Source organism: Pontimicrobium aquaticum (assembly GCF_005047595.1).
GTDB classification, from domain to species: Bacteria; Bacteroidota; Bacteroidia; order Flavobacteriales; family Flavobacteriaceae; genus Pontimicrobium; species Pontimicrobium aquaticum.
In genome coordinates this window covers 27,851-52,670 of sequence record NZ_SUPL01000005.1, presented here as the reverse complement: position 1 = coordinate 52,670, position 24,820 = coordinate 27,851, and the positions used below count along the sequence as shown (strand labels likewise).

21 protein-coding genes are annotated in these 24,820 nt (G+C 32.8%); 5 read left to right on the top strand and 16 right to left on the bottom strand.

The window, feature by feature from the left end:
* Positions 1-12: 12 nt before the first annotated feature.
* From E5167_RS09960 to E5167_RS09930, 7 genes are all read right to left on the bottom strand, one after another.
* Positions 13-237, bottom strand: a complete 225-nt coding sequence (locus E5167_RS09960) for a hypothetical protein (protein WP_136843625.1) — start codon at positions 235-237, stop codon at positions 13-15.
* A 12-nt stretch (positions 238-249) separates the two neighbouring features.
* Entirely contained in the window at positions 250-2,028 is a 1,779-nt protein-coding gene (locus E5167_RS09955) for a chloride channel protein (protein WP_136844068.1), read from the bottom strand.
* A gap of 46 nt (positions 2,029-2,074) precedes the next feature.
* Positions 2,075-3,829, bottom strand: coding sequence for an aspartate--tRNA ligase (aspS, locus tag E5167_RS09950; RefSeq protein WP_136843623.1), 1,755 nt, complete (start codon positions 3,827-3,829; stop codon positions 2,075-2,077).
* A gap of 126 nt (positions 3,830-3,955) precedes the next feature.
* Complete coding sequence (locus E5167_RS09945) at positions 3,956-7,471, bottom strand: efflux RND transporter permease subunit (protein ID WP_136843621.1); 3,516 nt, start codon at positions 7,469-7,471, stop codon at positions 3,956-3,958.
* 14 nt (positions 7,472-7,485) lie between these two features.
* The gene (locus E5167_RS09940) at positions 7,486-8,667 is read right to left on the bottom strand and encodes an efflux RND transporter periplasmic adaptor subunit (protein WP_136843618.1); all 1,182 of its coding nucleotides are present in this window, start codon (positions 8,665-8,667) and stop codon (positions 7,486-7,488) included.
* Between the two features lie 23 nt (positions 8,668-8,690).
* On the bottom strand, positions 8,691-10,037 hold the full coding sequence (locus E5167_RS09935; protein ID WP_136843616.1) for a TolC family protein: 1,347 nt from the start codon (positions 10,035-10,037) through the stop codon (positions 8,691-8,693).
* Positions 10,038-10,042: 5 nt separating this feature from the next.
* Entirely contained in the window at positions 10,043-10,648 is a 606-nt protein-coding gene (locus E5167_RS09930; RefSeq protein ID WP_136843613.1) for a TetR/AcrR family transcriptional regulator, read from the bottom strand.
* Positions 10,649-10,771: 123 nt separating this feature from the next.
* Here E5167_RS09930 and E5167_RS09925 point away from each other — a divergent pair, with 123 nt between their 5' ends.
* The gene (locus E5167_RS09925) at positions 10,772-11,746 is read left to right on the top strand and encodes a polyprenyl synthetase family protein (RefSeq protein WP_136843611.1); all 975 of its coding nucleotides are present in this window, start codon (positions 10,772-10,774) and stop codon (positions 11,744-11,746) included.
* The gene (locus E5167_RS09920) at positions 11,747-12,094 is read left to right on the top strand and encodes a hypothetical protein (RefSeq protein WP_136843608.1); all 348 of its coding nucleotides are present in this window, start codon (positions 11,747-11,749) and stop codon (positions 12,092-12,094) included.
* Positions 12,095-12,109: 15 nt separating this feature from the next.
* On the opposite strand, the gene E5167_RS09915 is transcribed toward E5167_RS09920, so the two are convergent.
* From E5167_RS09915 to E5167_RS09880, 8 genes are all read right to left on the bottom strand, one after another.
* Positions 12,110-12,892 carry an ABC transporter permease gene (locus E5167_RS09915; protein ID WP_136843605.1) on the bottom strand — a complete coding sequence of 261 codons (783 nt, stop codon included), beginning with the start codon at positions 12,890-12,892 and terminating at the stop codon, positions 12,110-12,112.
* Positions 12,885-13,592, bottom strand: coding sequence for an ABC transporter ATP-binding protein (locus E5167_RS09910; protein ID WP_136843603.1), 708 nt, complete (start codon positions 13,590-13,592; stop codon positions 12,885-12,887). The genes E5167_RS09915 and E5167_RS09910 overlap by 8 nt, the downstream gene beginning before the upstream one ends.
* Positions 13,586-14,821 (bottom strand): nitrous oxide reductase family maturation protein NosD, encoded by a 1,236-nt coding sequence (locus E5167_RS09905; protein WP_136843600.1) that lies wholly within the window; start codon positions 14,819-14,821, stop codon positions 13,586-13,588. Before E5167_RS09905 ends, E5167_RS09910 begins: the two co-directional genes overlap by 7 nt.
* Before the next feature lie 4 nt (positions 14,822-14,825).
* On the bottom strand, positions 14,826-15,263 hold the full coding sequence (locus E5167_RS09900; protein WP_136843598.1) for a nitrous oxide reductase accessory protein NosL: 438 nt from the start codon (positions 15,261-15,263) through the stop codon (positions 14,826-14,828).
* Positions 15,264-15,309: 46 nt separating this feature from the next.
* Complete coding sequence (locus E5167_RS09895) at positions 15,310-15,900, bottom strand: hypothetical protein (protein ID WP_169301412.1); 591 nt, start codon at positions 15,898-15,900, stop codon at positions 15,310-15,312.
* Positions 15,901-16,067: 167 nt separating this feature from the next.
* The gene (gene nosZ, locus E5167_RS09890; protein ID WP_136843597.1) at positions 16,068-18,038 is read right to left on the bottom strand and encodes a Sec-dependent nitrous-oxide reductase; all 1,971 of its coding nucleotides are present in this window, start codon (positions 18,036-18,038) and stop codon (positions 16,068-16,070) included.
* A 28-nt stretch (positions 18,039-18,066) separates the two neighbouring features.
* A complete protein-coding gene (locus E5167_RS09885; RefSeq protein ID WP_136843596.1) occupies positions 18,067-18,645 on the bottom strand; it encodes a fasciclin domain-containing protein in 579 nt (192 codons plus the stop codon).
* Between the two features lie 8 nt (positions 18,646-18,653).
* Complete coding sequence (locus tag E5167_RS09880; RefSeq protein WP_136843595.1) at positions 18,654-19,160, bottom strand: c-type cytochrome; 507 nt, start codon at positions 19,158-19,160, stop codon at positions 18,654-18,656.
* A gap of 167 nt (positions 19,161-19,327) precedes the next feature.
* Here E5167_RS09880 and E5167_RS09875 point away from each other — a divergent pair, with 167 nt between their 5' ends.
* The 3 genes from E5167_RS09875 (at position 19,328) to odhB (ending at position 23,856) form a co-directional block, all read left to right on the top strand.
* Positions 19,328-19,759: an RrF2 family transcriptional regulator gene (locus E5167_RS09875; RefSeq protein ID WP_136843594.1), complete on the top strand. Its 432-nt coding sequence runs from the start codon at positions 19,328-19,330 to the stop codon at positions 19,757-19,759.
* A gap of 96 nt (positions 19,760-19,855) precedes the next feature.
* A complete protein-coding gene (locus tag E5167_RS09870) occupies positions 19,856-22,615 on the top strand; it encodes a 2-oxoglutarate dehydrogenase E1 component (RefSeq protein ID WP_136843593.1) in 2,760 nt (919 codons plus the stop codon).
* Positions 22,616-22,644: 29 nt separating this feature from the next.
* Complete coding sequence (gene odhB, locus E5167_RS09865; RefSeq protein WP_136843592.1) at positions 22,645-23,856, top strand: 2-oxoglutarate dehydrogenase complex dihydrolipoyllysine-residue succinyltransferase; 1,212 nt, start codon at positions 22,645-22,647, stop codon at positions 23,854-23,856.
* A 317-nt stretch (positions 23,857-24,173) separates the two neighbouring features.
* Here the strand turns inward: odhB and E5167_RS09860 are convergent, their stop codons facing one another.
* Positions 24,174-24,797 carry a response regulator transcription factor gene (locus E5167_RS09860; protein WP_136843591.1) on the bottom strand — a complete coding sequence of 208 codons (624 nt, stop codon included), beginning with the start codon at positions 24,795-24,797 and terminating at the stop codon, positions 24,174-24,176.
* Positions 24,798-24,820 lie beyond the last annotated feature (23 nt).

Here is a 24,820-nt window from a genome sequence, read left to right as displayed (position 1 = left end):
AATAGCGATATATTAATCGTCAAAATCTCGCATTTTTTCTATATTCTCTTTGGTAATCATATAATCTTCCACTTTTTTGTCTTTCCAACGATAATAAGAAAATAAAGGAAAAACGATAAAAAACAATACTACCACACCACCACCAATTAGCTTTTCAGAATAATCAACATCTAAAAAATAACCAGCTATAATGCTACCAGCTGAAACCAAAAAGAAAAACCAGATTAAATGTTTCAAAATTCAATATTTTTATGAGGTAAAATTAATTAATTCTCGTCTATAAGCTGTTAATAGTTTTGACTTTGATACAAATCCGAGATATGTTCCTTGTTTAATTACAGGAAGGTTCCAAGCTCCAGATGTTTGAAATTTTTTCATAACCTGTTTCATTGAATCGTTTTCATAATCGATAAATTCAGGAGGATTACCCATAAATGTTTGAACAGATGTCGTTTCATATAATGTTTGATCGAACATCACATTTCTAATATCATCTAAAAGAATAATACCCACTAAAACACAAGATTCATCTACAACTGGAAAGAGATTTCGACTAGATTTTGAAACACCATTTTTAAGCATATTACCCAAAGACATTTCTGGATGAAGTACTATAAAATCTTTTTCTATCACACTATCAAGATTCATTAATGTAAGGACACTTTGGTCTTTATTATGAGTTAATAAAGCTCCTTTTTCGGCTAGTTCTTTAGTGTAAATAGTGTGTTCTACAGCATTTTTTGTAATTATAAATGACATGGAAACAGTTATCATTAATGGAATAAACAGCTCGTAACCTCCAGTAATTTCAGCAATTAAAAAAATTGCGGTTAATGGCGCATGTAAAACACCTGCAATTAGGCCTGCCATTCCAACTAAAGTAAAATTCGCTTCGGATACCTGAAAATCTAAACCTAGATTATTAATGATTTTCGCAACTACATTTCCTAAAGCACTCCCCATAACCAATGTAGGAATGATAATTCCGCCAACACCTCCAGCTGCAAGTGTTGTGGTCATGGCAACTGCCTTAAAAATGGTAATACCAACAAGTAGTGTAATAACTACCCATATATTGTCTAGATAATTATCAAACGGTGTTTTTCCTAGAGCACTAAGGTCATTACCAGCCATTAAATCGTTAATAAAACCAAAACCTTCACCGTATAAAGGAGGAATAAAATACAGCATGATACCAATAACTAAGCCACCAAAAAGTAATTTTTTTAGCCTTGTGTTAAATTGGTTAAAGAGCGTGTTTATAGCAAAATATATTTTTGAAAAATAAATGGATGCAATTCCTGTTCCTATACCTAAAATAATATAGAAAAACGTATCGTTTATGGCAAATTTATCTGAGACAGTAAAGTTGAAAATAGTATCATCACCTACAAAAAAATAGGATGTTAGTACTGAAGAAATAGAAGCTATTAACAATGGTAATAAAGAAGTGAATGTTAGGTCTAAACTAAATACCTCAATGGCGAAAATGATTGCAGCAATAGGTGATTTAAAAATAGAGGCTATAGCTCCAGCTGCAGCACAACCAATTAAAAGTGTTCGTGTTTTTCTGTCGATATGAAACAATTGCCCCATATTTGAACTTATTGCTGAGGCAGAGGAAATAGCAGGTCCTAACAATCCAACAGAACCACCAAAACCAACAGTTAATGGTGCGGTTATTAAAGGATAGTATATTTTATTTCGATTTAGTAACCCGCTTTTTTTTGATAAGGAAAATAGTATGGAAGGAATGGCATGTTCTATTGGTTTTTTTGAAACATATTTTACAAATAAATACACCAAAAATAACCCAAGGGTTGGTAATATGAAGTATAAGTACTCTTTAGATAGAATAACACTTTGTTCCATTAGCGACTCTATGGAGTAGGTAATGTTTTTAATGGTCACTGAAACTAGTCCTGCTAACAACCCAATAAGCATACTTAATAGAAGCACAAAATTTTTATGCGATATGTATTTGTATCGCCAAAGAAGTACTTTTGCAAGTATGGTTTTGTGTGTCATAATTAAAACTAATAAAAAATCCTGCATGTTAGCAGGATTTTTTTATTTATGATTTTAAATTAAGTTTTAAACTTAATTCTTCAAGTTGGTCATCATCAATTGGAGCAGGAGCATCAATCATAACATCACGACCAGAATTGTTTTTAGGAAATGCAATAAAATCCCTAATGGTTTCTTGTCCGCCTAAAATAGCGACTAACCTATCTAATCCAAAGGCAATACCACCATGTGGAGGCGCACCATACTCAAAAGCATTCATTAAAAAACCAAATTGCGCTTGGGCTTCCTCCTTTGTGAATCCTAAATGGTCAAACATTAACGATTGTGTTTCTTTGTTATAAATTCTAATAGAACCACCACCTATTTCGTTCCCATTCAATACTAAATCATAAGCGTTAGCTTTTACATCTCCTGGATTTGTGTCTAACAACTCAATTTGTCCTGGTTTTGGTGAAGTAAATGGATGATGCATAGCATGATAACGATTAGTGTCTTCATCCCATTCTAACAATGGAAAATCAATGACCCAAAGTGGTGCAAATTCATGAGGTTTTCTCAACCCTAAACGCTCTGCAAGTTCCATACGTAAAGCACTTAGTTGCGCTCTTACTTTATTTGTGTTTCCTGACAGCACGCAAATTAAATCACCAGCTTTAGCGTTGGTTGCATCTGCCCATTTCGCTAAGTCGTCTTGGTTGTAAAACTTATCGACTGATGATTTGTAGGTGCCATCTTCATTGCATCTTACATACACCATTCCAAGAGCACCAACTTGTGGGCGTTTTACCCAATCAATTAATTTATCTATTTCTTTTCTTGAATAGAAATTTCCGCCTGGAACTGCTATCCCAACTACTAATTCAGCTGAATTAAACACATTGAAATCTTTATGTTGAGCAACATCATTAAGTTCGCCAAACTCCATTCCAAAACGAATATCTGGTTTGTCATTTCCGTAGCGTTTCATAGCTTCATCAAAAGTCATTCTTGGAAAATCTGCTATTTCAATACCATGAATTTCTTTAATTAAATGGCGTGTTAAACCTTCAAAGGTGTTTAAAATGTCTTCTTGCTCTACAAAAGCCATTTCACAATCTATTTGTGTAAATTCAGGCTGTCTGTCGGCACGTAAATCTTCATCTCTAAAGCACTTTACAATTTGAAAGTATTTGTCCATTCCTCCAACCATTAATAGCTGCTTGAATGTTTGAGGTGATTGAGGAAGCGCATAAAACTGTCCTTCATTCATTCTTGAAGGCACTACAAAATCTCTAGCACCTTCTGGTGTAGATTTAATTAAATAAGGTGTTTCAACTTCGATGAAATCATTTTTTGAAAGATAATTTCTAACTTCTTGAGTTACCTTATGTCTAAAAATTAAACTGTTTTTTACAGGATTTCGTCTTATATCTAAGTAACGATATTGCATACGTAATTCTTCACCACCATCAGTCTCATCCTCAATAGTAAAAGGAGGTAATTTAGCAGTGTTTAGAATGTTTAGCTTAGATACTAATATTTCAATATCTCCTGTTGGTAAATTAGGGTTTTTAGAAGCTCTTTCAATTACTTCTCCTTCCACTTGAATTACAAACTCACGACCTAATTTTTGTGCTTGTTGCATCATCTCTTTAGGAGTGCGTTCTTCATCAAAAATAAGTTGAGTAATGCCGTAACGGTCTCTTAAATCGACCCAAATCATGAATCCTTTATCTCTAGATTTTTGAACCCAACCTGCAAGTGTTACTATTTTAGCTTCATCACTAGCTCTTAATTCGCCACAATTATGACTTCTATACATATTTAGAAAATTTGATTTGCAAATTTACATAAGTTAAACGATTAATAATGAAAAACCCTCAACATTTGTCAAGGGTTTTCTAGCTTCTAAATTTAAGTTCTTAGACAAAGCAGTAAATTTATGTTGTTATTTTGATATTGCTGGATTTTGAGTTATGAGCTTAGACTCTTTGCTTTCAGCTGCCTTATTTCTAATCCACATTTTTAGTTTCATAGATAAGAAAAATAGTACAGGAACAATAATCAAGGTTAAAAACGTAGCTATTAATAATCCATAAATTACGGTCCATGCTAATGGACCCCAAAAGACAACATTGTCACCTCCCATATAAATATTAGCATCAAATTCTTTAAATAATGTAAAGAAGTTAATGTTTAAACCAATGGCTAATGGAATTAAACCAAGAATGGTTGTAATAGCAGTTAACAAAACAGGACGTAAACGTGCTTTACCAGCTTTAACAATGCTTTCAAATAAATCCTCAGTAGTTAAATATTCATTGTCATCTAAATCTAATTCATTTTTCTTTCTATCTATTAACAACTGTGCATAATCGAGTAAAACGACACCATTGTTTACTACAATTCCTGCAAGCGATATAATACCAACCATAGTCATCATAATTACAAAGGCACTCCCTGTAATAACAATACCTCCAAATACACCAATTAAACTCAAGAAAATAGCTAACATAATAATAGCTGGTTTTGATATAGAGTTAAATTGGAAGATTAAGATGAAGAAAATTAAACCTAATCCAGTAAAAAAAGCACCCATTAAAAAAGCCATTTGCTTGTTTTGCTCTTCGATTTGACCTGTATAATCTATTTTAATATTCTCAGGTAAGCCTTCATAACTTTTCATTTCATTTTGAATTTGAGCCACGATTGCTCCCGCATCAGTATAACCAGGTGCTAATGCAGAATATACAGTTACAACACGTTTAGCGTCTTTATGCTTAATGGCGCTAAAACCTGAGTTGTTTTCATGTTTTGCAACAGCAGAAACGGGAATGCTTTTTATTTGACCTGAGTTATCCCTAAACGTGATATTTTGATTAAATAAGGCACTTGTGTTGTACCTGTTGTCTTTGTTAAAACGAACATAAATATCGTAATCTTCACCACCTTCTTTATAAACCCCAGCTTTTGACCCAAAAATAGAGTTACGTAATTGTTGTCCTACCTGTGAAGCACTTATACCTAATTCGCCAGCTTTTTCTCTGTTTACAACAACTTGCATTGTTGGCTTATCCTTATTTACATCAATTTTTAGCTCATCAATACCAGCAATGTTTCTAGAGTTAATAAATTCCCGCATGTTTTCGGCAGTAGCAATTAATTGATTATAATCGTCTCCTTCGATTTCAATATTAATTGGCGAACCTGCTGGAGGTCCATTAGCATCTTTTTCAACAGAAATTAAAACGCCTGGATAAATGCCTACTAATGCTTCTTGCACTTTTTGACGTAATAGCTCACTATCTTCTCCACGACGGTATTTAAACTCACGCATAGATGCGGTTATTTTTGCTTTATGTGGCATTTCTGCTGCCGATCCAGCATCTGCTTGCGGGTTTCCAGCACCTTCACCTACTTGTGATACAGCACTCTCTACCATAAAATTATAATCGCCATCTTTATATTGGTTATCGTCAAGTACGTTATAAACACGTTTTTCAATTTCTTTAGTAATGGCATTGGTTTTTTCAATGGCAGTGCCTTGAGGGTACTCTATATAAACAATAATTTGGTTTGGTTTGTTGTCTGGAAAAAATTCGACTTTTGTTCTTTGAGTTGCTAATGAAGCACCAAATGCTACAAATGCCACTATTAATAACATAAATATACCAATACTTAGTATGTATGGTTTTTTTCCAGAAAGCGCCCAACGTAATTGACTTTCATACCAACGCTCTAATTTGACCAATGTTTTGGTTTGAAAGTTGTTTGCCCATTTTCTCAAAAATAAGCGATATACCCAAAGTAATATTGCAGTTAGCACCATAAGACTTCCTAGTGCCTTATATTCACCACCAACAATAAAGACAATAATACCAGTAACAGCCATGATGATGGTGTTTTTAATAATCTTTTTTAATGGCATGTCTTTGTCTTCTGTTTGCATAAATTGTGATACCAAAACAGAATTAAAAAAGATGGCTACAAAGAGTGATGACCCTAAAACTATTGATAATGTTTGAGGTAAAATCATCATAAACTCTCCCATTAAACCTGGCCATAACCCTAAAGGAATAAATGCTGCAACTGTAGTAGCTGTTGAGATAATAATTGGAAACGCAATTTCACCTATTCCTTTTTTAGCAGCTTCCAAACGGCTCATGCCTTCCTCTTCCATTAAACGATAGACGTTTTCAACGACCACAATACCATTGTCAACTAACATACCAAGACCCATAATTAAACCAAATAGTACCATGGTGTTTAGTGAAATTCCAAATAAATCTAAAATCATGAGCGACATAAACATAGACATTGGTATGGCAAATCCAACAAAAATGGCATTTTTAAATCCTAAAAAGAACATTAATACAGTTACAACTAGAATAACCCCAAAAATGATGTTATTTACTAGGTCATCTACTTGACCAATTGTTACTGATGATTGGTCATTGGTAATAATTACTTCTAAATCTTGTGGAAATACATTTTTTACTGCATTATCTTTAATAACTTGTATTTGTTCTACAGCAGCAACCATGTTTTTTCCTGCACGTTTTTTAACATCGAGCATTACAACAGGTTCGCCAAATTTACGTGCATAGGTTGTTTTATCTTCTTCTTTAAAAGATACGCTTGCTACGTCTTTTAGATAAATAGCATTACCGTTTTCAGATTTTACAACAAAATTTTCAAGATTTTTAGGCGATACAATTTCTCCTAAAACACGAATGGTACGTCGTTGTCCGCTGGCTATTAAATTTCCAGCAGACATGGTAACGTTGCCATTATTAATAGCACCAATAATATCACTGAAAGTTACTTGTGCTGCCATCATTTTATAGATATCTACGGCAACTTCAACTTCTTTTTCTTGTGCGCCTCGAATATCTACTTGTTTAATTTCTTGCAAATCCTCAATTTCATCTTGGAGATATTCACCATATTCCTTTAATTTTTCAACTGGATAGTCTCCTGAAATATTAATATTTAGAATTGGCATTTCTTCAGATAAACTCAACTCAAATACATCAGGTTCTACTTTAGCACCATTAAATGTAGGCCAATCTTCGCCAGAAGTTTCAGTGTCTATTTCGTCTTTTACCTTTTGTTTGGCTTGATCTACTGTGATGTTTTCATCAAATTCAACCACAATCATCGAAAAATCTTCTTGTGATATCGAGGTTGTTTCCACCACATTACTGACGGTTTTTAATTTGTCTTCAAGCGGGTCTGTAATTAGCTTTTCAATGTCCTCGGCAGTGTTACCTGGAAATACCGAGCTTACGTAAATTTTAGTTTCGTTTACTTCTGGGAAATTTTCTCGTGGCATATCAAAAAATGCTGAAACGCCAAGATAGAAGAACACAGCAATAAGCACATACATTGTGGTTTTATTGTTAATAGCCCATGATGAGAAACCAAATTCCTTATCGACTTGTTTTTTCTTTTTAGTAGTCATTAGATTGTAGTTTTTTAGTCTTTAGAAGGGTTGATAACTTTTACTGTCTGTCCGTCTTTTACACTTCTGGCACCTTCTTGAATAATTTCGGCACCGCTTTCAATACCTTCCAGTACTTCAATGACATCGCCTTGTGTTTTTCCAGTTTTTATAATGACCTTACTAGCAACACCTTCTTCATTATTGTTTTTATTATTAACTACGTACACATATTGTTCGCCTTCAGCATTTTCCGAGATAATGCTTTGAGGAACCAAAAGTGCTTTCTCATTTGTGTAATCGTTAATTTTAAGTTTTGCAGTAAGGTTTGGTTTAATGGATTTATCTGAATTTGGAATGCTAACTTCTACTTTAAAAGTCCTGTTTGCAGGATTAATATAATCACCAGCTTGACGAATTTCTGTTTCAATGGTTTTTCCTAACACAGGAAACTCCACTGTTACATGCTTTCCTTTAGTGACATCTGAAATATAACTCTCAGGAACATCGGTTTCAATATACATATTGCTTAAATTCACAATACGCATTAATGGTGTTTGTCCTGCACCAACAACACTTCCCTGTTCAGTTATAACATCGTCAATAGTTCCTGAAAAAGGAGCTCTAACACTAGTTTTAGCAATTTGTTGTTTTAGTTGGTTTACTGCTTCAATTTGAGACTCGTAAGTTGATTTAGCTTGTAAGTACTGTATTTCACTGCCAATGTTTTGTTCCCAAAGACGTTTTTGGCGTTCAAAAGTTGTTTTACCTAAATCTGCTTGAATTTGCAATTGTGCTAATTGTTGGCTTAAGCCACCATCATCAATTTTAGCAAGTAGTTGTCCTTTACTTACTTTTTGTCCTTCTTTTACATACACATTTGTAAGAATACCATTGTATTCGGGAGTGATAACCAATAAGTTTTTAGTTGTTACATTACCTTGAATTTCCAGCATATGCTTAAACACTTCTTGTTTTGCTGTGAATGTGGTAATTAATGGTACATTTTTTACTGTATCTATTTTTGAAATGGCGTCATCCAATTGTTTTATTTTGTCATTTATTGCCTGTTGTTCATTCACCAATTCTGCTCTTTTTTGGCGTATGGTTTCTAAACTATTACTTTCTAAAACGCTTTCTACTGAATTTTTTTTCTTTTCACCTCCACAAGAAGCTAAAACAAGAATTAATATTAATAATGTGAATGTATGTTTCATTTTATAGTGTTTTTATTGATTGATTAGTTTTTAGGTATTTCGTTTAGTACAGTTTCTAAGGCTGCTTTTTTGTTTATAACATCTAGCATTGCTTGTAATAGTTCTTGTTGCGCAGTGTATAATTGCGTTTGAGCCTGACGCAAATCGAAACTTGAACTTATCCCTTCAAAGAATTTGATTTCATTTTTTTTCTCGATACGTTCGGCAAGGTTTAAGTTTTCTTTTTTGTTTTGGTAGTCTTCAATGGCAAACTTGTATTCGCTTTTAGCATTGGCAATTTGAAGTTTTAGTTTTTGCTCAGTTTCAGTTAGGTCGTCTTTAGCTTTTTCCAGATTTATTTTAGCTCGTTGTGTGGCAGCAGTACGCATACCAGAGCTAAAAATGGGGATATTCATAGATATACCAAGAAGTGATGAGCCAAACCATTTTTGATTGCTTTGTAAGAATTTAAAGTTATTATTGTTTCCTGCATAACCACCATTTATAAATGCATTTAACGTTGGTAGTGCTTTGCTTTTTTCTAGCTTTAAAAGAAGTTCTTTTGAAACTTTATCGTTAGCCGCAATTTTGTAATCTATGGTTTGCTCAATATTTTCATCAGCTTCTAATAGGCTAATTACTATGTTTTGTGATGTTAAACTATTTAAGTTGTCGGTTAGCTTAATATTAGAGTCTATTTCTATGCCTAACGTAATATTAAGCATTTTATAGGCTAGAGTTTTTAAACGCTCTGTATTAGCTAAATTACTCTTTAGTCCCGAAAGCGTTATTTGTAATTGTTCTACGCTTTCTTCCTCGCCAAGACCATTTTCATAAATTTTGGTGGTTTCGTTTAAGTTTTTTTGTAAAACATTAATGTTTCTTTCAAATATTTTTACGCTCTCTTCTGCCAGCAATACATTTCCATAAGCATCTATAACTGCTTTTCTTACTTCTAAATCGGTTTTTTCTTTGGCATTTTTTGATATTTCTAAAAACACTTTTGCCGACTGTAAACCTACTAAATAAGAGCCATCAAATATTTTTTGATTTAAAGTTGCTGTGGCATTCATGGTTTTTTTAGTTCCAAAAGCTACTTCTGCAAACTCGCCTGGGTTTCCTCCAAAAAACTCGGCTGGTATAAGCGATACTTGCTGTTTTAACCAATGGTTGTAATCTATAGATGCGCTAATTTGAGGTAATCCAGAAGCAATAGTTTCCCATTTTTGTTGTTTGGCAGCCTCAACATCGCGTTGAGCATTTTTTACTGTTCGGTTGTTTTCTAACGCAAAATCTATAGCTTCTTGTAAACTCAAGGTTTGTGGGAGCTCTTGACAAAAGCTAATAGTGTAAATAGCTAAGCTAAAAACAGTTAAAATTGTTTTTTTCATGTGTTTTATGATTGATTTTTCTGAATGATTTTACTTAATATATCTAGCCCTTTACTGGTACAAATACCTCGTAAATGGTACTCTAAATAATTTTCCATTAACATGTTTTTTGAAAATGTAGTACTTGGAAATAAATTGTCATCTTTAATTGCTAGCATACAATTAAAATAGATTCTAGTTACAAAATCTACATTTATAGTTGTTCTATAAATACCTATGTCCATACCACGATTAAGATTTGCCTTAACGCATTGGTACATTACTTCAAACTGTTTATTTTTTAAGGTGTTAAAGATTTTTGGATAGTATTTTTGTAACTGAAATTGCGGTGAGGACTTTTCGTTTTTTAAATGTTCTGATACAAAACGTTTAATATCATAAATTTCTTCAATAGGATTTTTTTCTAAGGCACAAATACAGTCAATACCATAAGCAATTGTGCTAAACATAGACAAGGTTGTAGCCTCAACAAGCTTCGTTTTATTCTCGAAATGCTGATAAATAGTTTTTTTAGAAATACCCAAAGCATTAGCAATGTCGTCCATAGTAACGCTTTTAAAACCATAGTTTAAAAACAAATCGGCCGATTTATGTATAATTTTTTCTCTCATAAGGAGTGCAAAAGTACGAGAGGAAACTTTAAAAACAAAAAAAGTTTCCAAAGTTTTAATGATTTTTTAACATTACTTTTTTAAGACTAGCTTTATTATTGCTAATTGCTTTATTTTTGCGGGATGTTATCTATAGAAAAATACCAGAAGGCGTTTGTAACGTATTTAAATGATTTTGCAACACCTAAAGCGCCTAATAGTTTATACCAACCCATAGAATATATACTAGGCTTAGGAGGCAAACGTTTACGTCCAGTACTTACATTAATGACTACAGAGATTTTTGATGAGAATTATAAGAAATCTCTAGATGCTGCTTTAGCAGTTGAAGTATTTCATAATTTTTCATTAATCCACGATGATATTATGGATGATGCGCCTTTACGAAGAGGTAAACAAACCGTGCATGAAAAGTGGGATTTAAACACAGGTATTTTATCTGGAGATGCCATGTTGATTTTAGCGTATCAATTGTTTGAAAACTATGAAGGCGATACTTTTAAGGCATTGGCAAAATTATTTAGTAAAACAGCTATTGAGGTTTGTGAGGGGCAACAATATGATATCGACTTTGAAACTCGCACAGATGTTACCATACCTGAATATTTAAAAATGATTGAATATAAAACAGCGGTATTGGTAGGTGCTGCAATGAAAATGGGAGCCATTGTTGCAGAAGCGTCACTTGAAGATCAGGATAGTATTTATGAATTTGGAAAAAACTTAGGTATAGCATTTCAGTTACAAGACGATTATTTAGATGCTTTTGGTGAGCCTAAAAGTTTTGGAAAACAAGTTGGAGGTGATATTATCGAAAACAAGAAAACCTATTTGTTTTTAAAAGCACTGGAGTTATCAAATAATGAACTAAAGAATGAATTATTTCAGCTATACGATAACTCTTCAATAGGAAATGATGAAAAGGTCTTAAAAGCTAAACAAATATTTAATGAAAGTGGAGCTTCACAAGAGATAAAAAACACCATTGAGAATTATACTAAAAAAGCATTTAATGTATTAGATACAATTAGTGTTTCTTCAGATAAAAAAGAATTGCTAAAACAATTTGGGACTGCTTTAATGAATAGAAACGTATAAATGTTGCTACCTAATAATTTTGACGAACTAATTACACAAGCTAATAGCGAGAACCTATACAGCAAGCTTGTAAAACAACTTAATAAAGATTTTTTACTAGCAAATATTGATTTGGATTTTGATGAAGATATTTTACCAACTAGCCTTAAGTTTTTACTTCATGAAACAATTTTTAAATTAATTCAAGAAAAATTCGCAGAGTATTTAAATGTACTATACATCATCGATGTGCCAGAACATAAAATAAAACAATTGGATGGTAGCGATATTGTATTACTTTCAGAACAAATTACATTTTTAATCTTGCTGCGTGAGTGGCAAAAAGTATGGTATAGGCATAAATACTAAAGGCAGTAATAGCTCTTAAAAATCTTTCTTTTTTGATTTTACCGAGATTCTCCAAACAGGTAATAATACCCAAATAACCAAAACAGAAAAGGAAACTATTAAACCAAAACTGGTTCCGAAGAATTGCTTAAATACAGCTCCTGTATAACCAAGCAATGCCGAAATGTCAAGCTTTAAAAGTATGAGTGTTCTTGATAAGTCTATTGGGTTTAGCATGGTGCCAATAAGCGATACTTTATCTAAAGGATAATCTTCAAACATAATTAGTGTCATTAAAAAGATGCCATCATAGATAATGGCTAAAAAGAGCCACAAAAGAATTGCATAACCAAAACCTTTAATTTTATTTTCGTTAGATAGAGCGATATTAAAAGCTAAAGCAGTAAATATTAGAGTTAGAAAAATACCTGTTATTAGCAATAATGAAAAGTCCCAGATGGCAGCGCTTTTAAACAAGCCATAAAAAACAAACGGAATACCTAAGCCTAAAATTAAGCTCATTGATAGCGATAGAGCTACACCTAAATATTGTCCTAGAAATATAGAAGAACGTTTTAAGGGTTGAGCCAATAATAGCTCAGTGAACTCTTTAGAATTATAATAGTACATCACACCAAAAATAGTTCCTATTAAAGGGACAAGTACAATAATAACATTCATTAAAGTAATCACTGCTTTTGATAAGTCATTATTTAAAAATAAGAGTACAATACCAAGCAATAAGTAAAAAGCAAAATAGACATAACTCCAGCGACTGCGCATTAAATCGTAAAAACTATATTTTAATATTTTAAGCATGGTTGTTAGATAATATAGACGCAATAGCATGCTCAAAATCTGGCTGCTTGGTCTTGGTTTTTAAATCTTGAATTGTGCCTTTAAAATAAATTTTACCCTCAAGTAAAAACACAATTTCATCTGAAACTTCTTCAACAAAACTCATAATATGAGATGTAATTAAAATGGTTTTTCCTTTTGTTTTTTCAGCTTGAATTAAGTCTTTTAATCTAATAAGCGAAATTGGGTCTAAACCTGTTGTTGGTTCGTCCAAAATTATTAAAGGGCTGTCAAACATAAAGGTTAAAACGATATTTACTTTTTGTTTTGTTCCTCCTGATAGGTTTCCTAGTTTTTTATCTAAAAAAGGTTCAAGTTTAAACAATTTAATTAAACGTTCATCTTCGTTGGTGTTTTTACGAAGATCCTTAATCATTTTTATTAATTCTTTGACTTTTAAATTGCTTGGAAAATTCGCTATTTGAGGGAGGTAATCAATTTTATGTCTGTAATCAGAATTTTTCTTAATGTTGTTTCCTAATACTTCTATGTTGCCTTTATTTGGAATTACCATTCCTAAAACAGACTTAATTAAGGTTGTTTTACCTGAGCCATTAGGTCCAAGCACTGCAAAAATACCACCATCGTTAATGCTTAAGTCAACACCTTTTAGTACTTGATTTTTGCCAAACTTTTTATGTAAATTTTGAATACTTACCATGTTGCTTTTTTTGTTAAAGGGTTGTTGTCTAGTAAATTATCAGGTGTAAATACAGGTGATACTTTTTCAGAAAAATCAATGATATCTATAAATAAACTGCGTAACAGAATAATAGTTTCTGGAGTTCTATTAACGATATAGGAAAAAAGTTTTACAGGACGGTAGGGCACATCGCCAATACCATCTTTATTTAGATCATAACCAGTGTAATTGCTCCAATAGTTTCTATCAAACACATTGTCATTAACCTTACTGTTATAAGATATATCGAATGAATTATATAAAAAATTATTCTCTAAAAAACTGTTGGTATAACAAGCTCCACGAACTTTTACAGCCCATCCATTATTAATAAAATTATTGTTTTTATAGGTTATTCTATTTGAGCCTTCAATATTTATACCTATGGTATTTTCTTGAAAAGTATTGCCTATAATTTCGGCATCATTTATTTCTTTTAACAACATGCCGTAAGAGGCTGTTCCCCAGTTTTCTTTAAAAGTATTGTTTAGCATTTTTATTTTCTTGGAAAACATCACAGCAACTCCAGCACCATTGTTTTCAAAGGTATTGTCTTGATAAATATCATCGTTTGAAAACATAAAATGTAAACCATAGCGAAGGTTTTCGGCACTTACATTGTTTTTAATTAAACAGTTATCAGAAAATTCCAGATATATACCATCGCGAACATGTTCTACATAATTATGTTCAATTTCAATGTAATTACTATACCATAATTGTATGCCATTTCCTGAGTTGTACTCTTCAACAGCATCACCAATTATTTTATTATGATAGACTTTTCCGTAGTTAGATTTTTCAATATAAATACCAAAAAACAGTTTTTCAAGTACTAAATTCTGTATGACAAAATTTTTGCTTTTCCGAACACGTATAGCAGCATAATCTTCAGTATAACTTGTTCCCACATTTATAATAAATAAACCATCAACCGTTACATTATCAGATGTTATGGTAATTATTTCGCCTTTTAGTTCTCCGTCAATAACTGGATAATTTTCTCCAACAATAGTTATGGGCTTATTTATAATAATGTTGTACTCTTTATAAGTGCCTTTTTTAATAGTAATGGTATCAAAATCTTTAGCTTTTGTAATGGCTTCTTTTATTGTTGAAGTTGGACAAGTTTTACATACTTCAATATTTTGAGCATAGCTAGTGTGAGTCAATAGGATGACTAATAAGAAAACAATAAATTTATTCATAAAATTAGTTGTTTAAATGGACTAGTAGTTTGTCCCAAGAGTAAAGTTCTCCACCTTTAATAGCTTGTACTTTTTCAGCATCTTCTTTATTTTTAAATGCAGATAAAAACGCTCCCATTGGGCTTGGGATATTCTCACTAATTAAAAAAGTGGCTTCAGTGGCATCTATTAAAACTTCAGGTTCGGTGTAATTATTTGATAGATATAATTCTATTTCGGAAGTGTCAAATTCGCCCATAAAATTAACCATGCATTCGGTTGCATCAAATTTATAGACCTTACCTTTTTTAGTAACAATTTCGGCAGCATGAACTTTATCTACTATGGTCATCTTACAAAAATGGCAACCATCACTACCATAGTCTATAGCTTTAGGTGATACATTACAGCTAAAAAAAATCAGCAATAATGCAGTAATTAAATAGTGTTTTAGTGTTTGCATTTTATAGCGTTTTTAGTGTTTTGTCTTTTCTTTTATGTCTGCATGTTTAAGTTGTTTTTTTGTTTTTCTTTCCAACAAGATAAGCTATTAAGCCCGAAGCAATACCTAGTCCTAAAAAAAGAGCACCTAGCCGTGGATATGAATGCGCTCTAAAGTTCAAGATGTCTTTACTACCAAATAAAGGTGGTTGAAAGCCCATTTGTGTACCATCAGGATTTGTAAATTTCATGATTGCTTTTGGATCCAAGTTGTGTCCGTAATCATGCTCCCAAATATAAAAATCGTATAATCCAGCGCTGCTTAATGCTACCATTAAAATAAACCAATACAAAAACCATTTGTAGTTACCTTTAAAAGCAATAATTAGCCCTATAACAGTTGTTATAAGAATTCCAGCAGGGAATATTTTAAACTCTGGAATAGCCTCAGGAATATATTTCATCCCAACATAATGGTTCATTAAGTTAATGTTTTTTATGTCGTGCGGATTGGCATCAGAGAAATCATTAATATGTATATACATACCTAATGGTGTAGGATACTGCGGTGCTTCTAAGGTAATTTTCCATAGAGGAAATAAAAATAATCCTAAAGGCAGTATGGCTGCAATTAACATGATGATATTTGATTTCTTCATCTTTTTTGTTCCCAAAAAAACGGGAATTGGTTTTTAATTAGTAATTATTTGAATGAGATTCCCACTTCTGTGGAAATTTTAGTGTTTTAAAAGAAAGGCGAGAGCGAAAAGACAGCCCTCGCCTTGATAGGAAAATAAACACTAAAACAAAATTCTCCTAAACTATATTATTCAATGTCTTCACCAAGCGACCATCTTAATGGTGTATTAGCATTTGCTGCAGATACACGAACATATCCTTGCATTTCTTGGTGTAATGCTGAACAAAAATCTGTACAATAGAAAGGCCAAACACCTTCTTGTTTAGGTTCCCAAACAAAGGTTTCAGTTTGTCCAGGCATAATTAGCAACTCTGAGGTGTTAGCACCAATCATACTAACGCCATGAGGCACATCGTAATCTTGCTCTAAATTGGTAATATGAAAATATACTTTGTCACCTACTTTTATCCCTTCAATGTTATCTGGAGAGAAGTGACTACGTATAGTTGTCATATAAACATGAACAGTTTTTCCATCTCTTACAACTTTAGTCTCTGCTTCACTTTTTGCTGCATAAGGGTGCTTGTTGTCTTCTAAATTAAATAGTTTTTTAGAGCGTGGTTTTATTAAATCAGCAGGAGCACCAGCAGCATAGTGAGGCTCACCAACTGTTGGGAAGTCTAATAATAACTGCATTTTTTCTCCTGAAATATCATATAGTTGTGCTGATTGAGTTACCTCTGGTCCTGTTGGTAAATAACGGTCTTTAGTAATTTTGTTCATGGCAACTACATACTTGCCAAAAGGCTTTCTTGAGTTTCCTCCTGGAATCATTAAGTGACCTACCGAGTAGTAACAAGGTTGTCTGTCAACAACTTCCCAAGTACCTAATTTCCATTTTACAACTTCCGAAGAAATGAAGAATGTAGTATATGCATTTCCTTTACCATCAAATTCTGTATGTAAAGGACCTAATCCTGGTTGCTCTACAGAACCAGCTAATACGTCTTCAAAGTTTAAAATTGGAATTCCATAAGCATCGCCTGCAAATTTTTCATTTTCAATGGCATCTAACATTTTTGTAAATGAATGCACAGTTAAATTGGCAGATAATTTACCATTACCAACAATGTACTCACCGGTTGGATCTACATCACAACCATGAGGAGACTTTGGTGTTGGTAAGAAATAAACAGCACCAGGAACATCTAGAGGATTAACCGTAAGCACTTCTTTTTTCATTGTTGAAGTCGCTGAATGTGTAGACTCGTCATAAACATTATGTGCATAATTTGCTGCCATCATCGTTCCACCACCATTATTAACGTACTCTTCGATTTTCTTCCAGTTTACAGCGGCAATAAAATCTTTATCGTTTTGTGAAGCATTAACTTCCATTAGCGTACTTGCTTCCTCTGTATTATATGTTGTAAAGAAGAACCATCCATGAGATTTTCCACGACCTGGGTGAGATAAGTCATAGTCAAACCCTGGCATAATTAATTGGAATTTAATATCCATATGTCCGTGTTCTGGTTCAACAGAAATAAAAGTTAAAGATCCTTTAAAGTTTCCTTTATAATCTTTAATTGGCATATCTCTTTGTGGAATAGGTACAGAAAAACGTGTTCCTGCAACTACATATTCAGTATTCTCAGTTACGAAAGATGAACTGTGGTTACCAGCACTATTAGGAATTTCAATAATCTCTGTAGTTTCAAAAGTTGACAAATCAATTTTTGCAATACGTGGTGTATTATTACCATTAATAAATACCCAACGACCATCTATTTCTCCAGCAGTTTGTGAAATATCAGGGTGGTGACTATCATCCCAAGGTACAAAACCATGAGATGTGTTTAACATTGGCTTTGTTTCTTCGTTATATCCATAAGCTTTTTCCGCATCTTGTGAGAATACAGGAATTACTTTAAATAAACGTCCTGATGGTAAACCGTAAACAGATAATTGTCCGCTAAATCCACCAGAAATAAACGCGTAAAATTCGTCATGCTCTCCTGGTGCTACATAAACTTTTTCTGCAACATTACCAGCTAAAGCTCCAGATTTACTGTCTGATGTTGTTGAATTATTGCAACTTGTAAGTGCTACTAGAACACTTAACATTGCAAGGGTTGATTTTAATAATTTTTTCATCTTTTATAATTTTTGATTAGTGTTTTTTTTATTCTTCAGCTGGAGGTAATAATACCTTATTTATAACATGTACAATACCATTTCCAGCAGGTATGCTAGCTAGTATTTTTGCGCCACCAACTAGTGGTTCTCCATCTACAACTTCTACTGTAACATAGCCATTGTTTGCTTGTCCTAATTTTTTAAACTTTTTCAAAAACTCTTTAGAATAATTTCCTGGAGTTACATGATACTTTAAAATATTAGCTAGAGCATCTTTATTTTCTGGTTTCAGTAAATTTTCAACAGTGCCTTCAGGTAGTGCAGCAAACGCTTCGTTAGTTGGTGCAAACACCATTAGTGGTCCTGCATTTACTAAAGCATTTTCTAATTGTGCAGCTTGTACAGCAGCAACTAGAGTAGTGTGATCTTTAGAGCCTATTGCAATACTTAAAACTGTGGGCTTGCTTTCGTCATCTGTAATAAAAGCTTGACCAGATCGTTCAGTTGTGTTAGTCTCAGCATTATTAGCTGTTGAGGTCGTTGAGGCTTCTTTGTTTTCATTTTTACATGAGCATATTAATGCTACTAATGTAAAAACAAAAAACAGACGTTTTATTGATTTCATATGTTGATTTAATTTAATGTTCTAAAATATTCTAGTACTGCTCTAGCTTCTTCTTCTGTTAAGTTTTGATTAGCCATTGGCGAACCGTTAAACTCCATTAATAAAGCTTTTGCTAAAGGATCTTTTTGAGTCATTCCTTCAGGATCAAGAATCATGTTCATTACCCATTCTGGAGTACGTCTTTTAAGAATTCCGTTTGGCGCAGGACCAATAAATTTTTTGCCAATTCTATGGCAAGCTGTACACATTTTATTAAATACGTCCTTACCTTTTGTTGCCATAGCTTGATCTACAGAAGCAGAAATATCTATAGACGTAATTGGACCAACTCCTTTGTTTGTTAAATCTATTGTTTCTGAGGGTTTAGTATCAGTTGATTTTGATTCTACCTTTTTTGTAGTAGGCTGTCTTTTAAGCTGTACTTTTGTCTTTTCATCTTTTTTTTCTTCTCCTCCGCCACAACTTAAGGCTAATAGAGTAATTACTAATGTTACAAATTTTAGTGTTGATTTCATTGTGTTTTAGTTTTATTAAAAAGGGTGTTAATACTACTGTATAAAATATTAAAAATAATTTTACACAGCAAAAATAGAATCAAATGAAGGTTTAAAATATGACAAAAGTCATATTTAAGACATAAATATCTTTTTTATCTTTGTTAGTAATTAAGTATAATTGTACAATGTTTTCAAACTCATCAAAATATGCTATAAAGGCTGTGTTGTTTCTAGCGGTTAATTCTAACGAAGACCATAGAGTTATGGTAAAAGATATGGCAGAGCCCATTAATGTACCACAAGCATATTTAGCAAAATTACTTCAAGAGTTGTCCAGAAAAGATATAATATCCTCAAAAAAAGGACCTAAAGGGGGGTTTTATTTAAGTGACAAAAACAGTAAACTTACATTAATGGATGTTATTAGTGTTATAGACGGTAGCGATAAATTTGATTCTTGTTTGTTAAGTTTAGAAAAATGCAATTCAAAAAAACCCTGTCCACTTCACAATTTAGCAGGTCCAAGTAGGGCTATCCTTATTAAAAGCCTAAGTGAAAATACTCTTAAGGATTTTTCCAAACAAATAAAAAAGGAAGAAGCTTTTTTGCCTCTTTAGAATAAGAGTTTTTAATAAGAAAAATAACATCACATTTTACTAAAAGTTGTATTTTTGAAAAAATTTTCTTGATAGAAGAAAATCTTAAAAAAAATAATGGATAAATATTCCTTTTTAAACGCAGCACATACAGCATACTTTGCTGACTTATACGAGCAATATCTAGAAAATCCAGATTCTATCGAACCTAGTTGGAAAGCTTTTTTTCAAGGCTACGATTTTGGTAGCGAAAATTATGGTTTAAATGGAGAAATAGCAGAAGGTGTATCTACTCAAATACCTGAGCATGTTCAAAAAGAGTTTCAAGTTATTAAGCTTATTGATGGCTATAGAAACAGAGGTCATTTATTTACAAAAACCAACCCAGTTAGGGCAAGACGTAAATATGTACCAACTTTAGAAATAGAAAATTTTGGACTTTCGCAAAGTGATTTAGATACTGTTTTTAATGCGGGAGACATTTTAGGTTTAGGAGCTCAAACACTACGCGAAATTAGAAAACACCTTGAGGCTATTTATTGTGAAGCCATTGGCGTTGAATACATGTACATTAGAAAGCCTGATGAAATTAAATGGATACAAGATAAGCTTAACAGTAACGATAACCATACAAAGTTCACTACAGATCAAAAAAAGCATATTCTAAAAAAACTAAATGAAGCGGTTTCTTTTGAAAGTTTTTTACATACAAAATATGTTGGACAAAAACGGTTCTCCTTAGAAGGAGGAGAATCATTAATTCCTGCTCTAGACGCTCTAATTGAAAATGCAGCTGAACATGGTGTAAAAGAGTTTGTTATGGGAATGGCTCACAGAGGTCGTTTAAGTACACTTACTAACATTTTTGGAAAATCTGCAAAAGACATCTTTAGTGAATTTGATGGAAAAGATTACGAACAAGAAGTCTTTGATGGTGATGTAAAATATCATTTAGGTTGGACAAGTGATAGAGTTACAGATGCTGGCAAAAAAATAAACTTAAACATTGCACCAAACCCATCACATTTAGAAACAGTAGGAGCTGTAGTAGAAGGGATTACCAGAGCAAAACAAGACGATAAATATCCAGATAACCCATCGCAAGTACTGCCTATTGTAGTGCACGGTGATGCCGCTATAGCAGGACAAGGCTTGGTATATGAAGTGGTGCAAATGGCACAGTTAGAAGGTTATAAAACTAACGGAACCATCCACATTGTTGTTAATAATCAAATTGGGTTTACAACCAATTATTTAGACGCACGTTCTAGCACCTATTGTACTGATGTTGCTAAAGTAACCCTTTCCCCAGTATTGCATGTTAATGCTGATGATGTTGAGGCTGTAGTACACTCCGTTTTATTTGCTTTGCATTTTAGAATGAAATTCAAGCGCGATGTATTTATAGATTTATTGGGTTACAGAAAATATGGACATAACGAAGGTGATGAGCCTAAGTTTACACAACCATTATTATACAAAGCCATAGCCAAACATAGTAATCCTCGAGATATTTATGCAGAAAAATTAATTTCTGAAGGCGTTATTGATGCTGGTTATGTTTCAAAATTAGAAGAAGATTATAAAAATTTACTAGAAGAGAAATTAGAAGACTCAAGAAAGGTTAAAAAAACAGAAATAACACCTTTTATGAGTAATGAATGGGTTGATTATATTACAGTTGAAGAAGATAAAATGATGCAGCCTGTAAATACAACCTACCCAAAAGAAAACCTTAAAAAAATAACAGAAGTACTTTCTAAGCTTCCTTCAAATAAAAAGTTTATACGTAAAATATCACGTCTTATTGAGTCAAGACAAACCATGTTTGATGAGAATAGATTAGATTGGGCAATGGCAGAACATTTAGCTTATGGCTCAATTCTAGAAGAAGGCTATGATGTTCGTATATCTGGTCAGGACGTAGAACGTGGTACATTTTCGCATCGTCATGCTGTTGTAAAAGTTGAGGATAGCGAAGAAGAAATTATTTTGCACAATAACATAAGCAACGACCAAGGAAAATTCTTTATTTATAATTCTTTATTATCAGAATATGGTGTTGTAGGTTTTGACTATGGGTATGCTATGGCAAGCCCAAAAACATTAACCATTTGGGAAGCACAATTTGGCGACTTTAGTAATGGCGCACAAATAATGTTAGATCAATATATTTCTGCAGCTGAAGATAAATGGAAGCTTCAAAATGGCTTAGTAATGTTATTACCACATGGCTACGAAGGTCAAGGCGCAGAACATTCTTCAGCTAGAATGGAACGTTACCTACAACTTTGTGCTAAAGATAATATGTATGTTGCAGATTGTACAACACCAGCAAACATGTTTCATTTATTAAGAAGACAAGTAAAAGCTAATTTCAGAAAGCCCTTAATTGTTTTTACGCCAAAAAGTTTACTACGTCACCCATTAGCCGTTTCAACAGTTGATGAGTTTTCAAACGGTGAATTTAAAATGCTTATTGATGATGAAAAAGCACAAGCTGATAAAATTAAAACCTTAGTGATTGTAACTGGAAAATTTTATTACGACTTACTTGAAGAACAAGAAAAACTAGAAAGAGATGACGTTGCTTTAGTTAGAATAGAGCAATTGTTTCCACTTCCAATAGAAGATATTAAATCGATATTAGGTAAATATATAAATGCTAAAGATGTTGTTTGGGCTCAAGAAGAACCTAGAAACATGGGAGCTTACAGCCATATGCTAATGCATCTAGATGAAGCTAAAAACTTTAGAGTAGCATCGCGCAGACCTTATGGTGCACCAGCTGCTGGTAGTGCAACAAGATCTAAAAGACGACACCAAGAAGTAATAGATTTTGTATTTGACATAACTAAAGACAATCAACGCAGATAATAAAAAAATAAAACATAAAATTGTAGTATATGATTTTAGAAATGAAAGTTCCATCACCTGGAGAATCAATCACCGAAGTTGAAATAGCTGAGTGGTTAGTAGAAGATGGAGATTATGTAGAGAAAGACCAAGCCATTGCTGAAGTAGATAGCGACAAAGCAACACTTGAATTACCAGCAGAAGCAAGTGGTACGATTACATTAAAGGCAGAAGAAGGAGATGCGGTAGCTGTTGGGCAAGTAGTTTGCTTAATAGATACTAGTGCAGAAAAACCAGAAGGAACTCAACCAGCAAAGAAAGTTGAGAAAACCGAAACTACGGAGCAAACATCTCAGTCATCAACGCCTTCAAACAATACTTATGCAACAGGTACTCCAAGTCCAGCAGCTAATAAAATATTGGCCGAAAAAGGAATGGAAGCTTCACAAGTTAGTGGAACTGGAAGAGATGGTCGTATTACAAAAGAAGACGCTATTAAAGCAGTGCCTTCAATGGGACAAGAAATTAATGTTGAAGGACGTGGAGTAACAAGAAGTAAGCTTTCTATGCTACGCCGAAAAGTGGCAGAACGATTAGTATCAGCCAAAAATGAAACAGCAATGTTAACAACCTTTAACGAGGTTGATATGTCTCCTATTTTTGCATTACGTAAAGAATATAAAGAAACTTTTAAGGAGAAACATGGCGTTGGTTTAGGTTTTATGAGCTTCTTCACACTAGCAGTTGTTAGAGCTTTAAAAGAATTTCCAGCAGTAAATTCCATGATCGATGGTAAGGAAATGGTAAGTTATGATTTTTGTGACATTAGTATTGCAGTTTCTGGACCTAAAGGTTTAATGGTTCCTGTAATTAGAAATGCTGAAAATTTAACTTTTAAAGGCGTAGAAAGCGAAGTAAAAAGATTAGCTATCCGCGCACGTGATGGTCAAATTACAGTTGACGAAATGACTGGAGGTACATTTACTATATCTAATGGAGGTGTGTTTGGAAGTATGCTATCTACACCAATTATTAATCCACCACAAAGTGGAATTTTAGGGATGCATAATATTGTTGAACGTCCAGTTGCTGTTAATGGAAAGGTAGAGATTAGACCAATTATGTATGTGGCTTTATCTTATGACCATAGAATAATTGACGGTAAAGAATCCGTCGGATTTTTAGTAGCTGTAAAAGAAGCTTTAGAAAATCCAATAGAATTATTAATGGATAACGATATTAAAAAAGCACTGGAGTTATAAAACGACTTGCATATAAATTAAAAAAGCCACTTGTTATTAACAAGTGGCTTTTCTAGTTTTCACATAAAACTAACTAATAAATTAACAATGACTACCATAACAACAGTTGTGGCTAATCCAATAAATAAAATTTTCTGCCAAAAAGTATTATTTTTATTCATTAAAATTTGGGGTTTGTCTTATAGAAAATGAAAGCTCCAAGCAATTAAACCCGGAGCCTTCCATAATTCTCCCTAAGAACTAATTAATAGCTTTGTAAATTTCTGAAATAAAACTATACCAAACAATACGTAGAACTACGTATATTTTGATTTATTTTAATCAAGAAAATCCTCATTCTCTTTTGCGAAAATAGAAAGGCTATTGTGCTTAGACTCTAAGTTAAATTTTTTAATAATGTGACTTTTATGTTTCTCTACGGTTCTGTTAGAAATGCAAAGTATTTTAGCAATCTCTTTAGCAGTCTTATTGTTTGCTATAAGTTTAAGAATTCGTTTTTCTGACGGTGTTAAAGCATCTATATTAACAATCTCTTTTTCTTTTGGAAATTGATCTTCAATCTCTTTACTAAAATAAGGAGCGCCTTTTATTACAGATTTTAAGCAATTTTCAATTTCAACTAAAGCAAATTCTTTTAGTAAGTAACCATAAATATTGAGTTGCTTAGCTTGATGATAAAAAACACCGTTTTTTTCAAAAGTAATTAGAATAATTTTAGTGTCAATTTTTTCATTACAAAGTTCAGCAATTTCAATACCTGATAGGTGAGGCATACGTATATCCAGTATAGCAATATCTGGTTCGTGCTTGAGTATTAATTTATAGGCTTCCTTACCATTTGTTGCACTACCAAGAATGTTGTAGTTTTTTTCGGTTAAAAAGCCTTGCAATCCTTTTAAAACTAATGGGTGGTCATCAGCAATAATAATTGATGGATTCATAGAGGGAATAATTGGTTGCTATT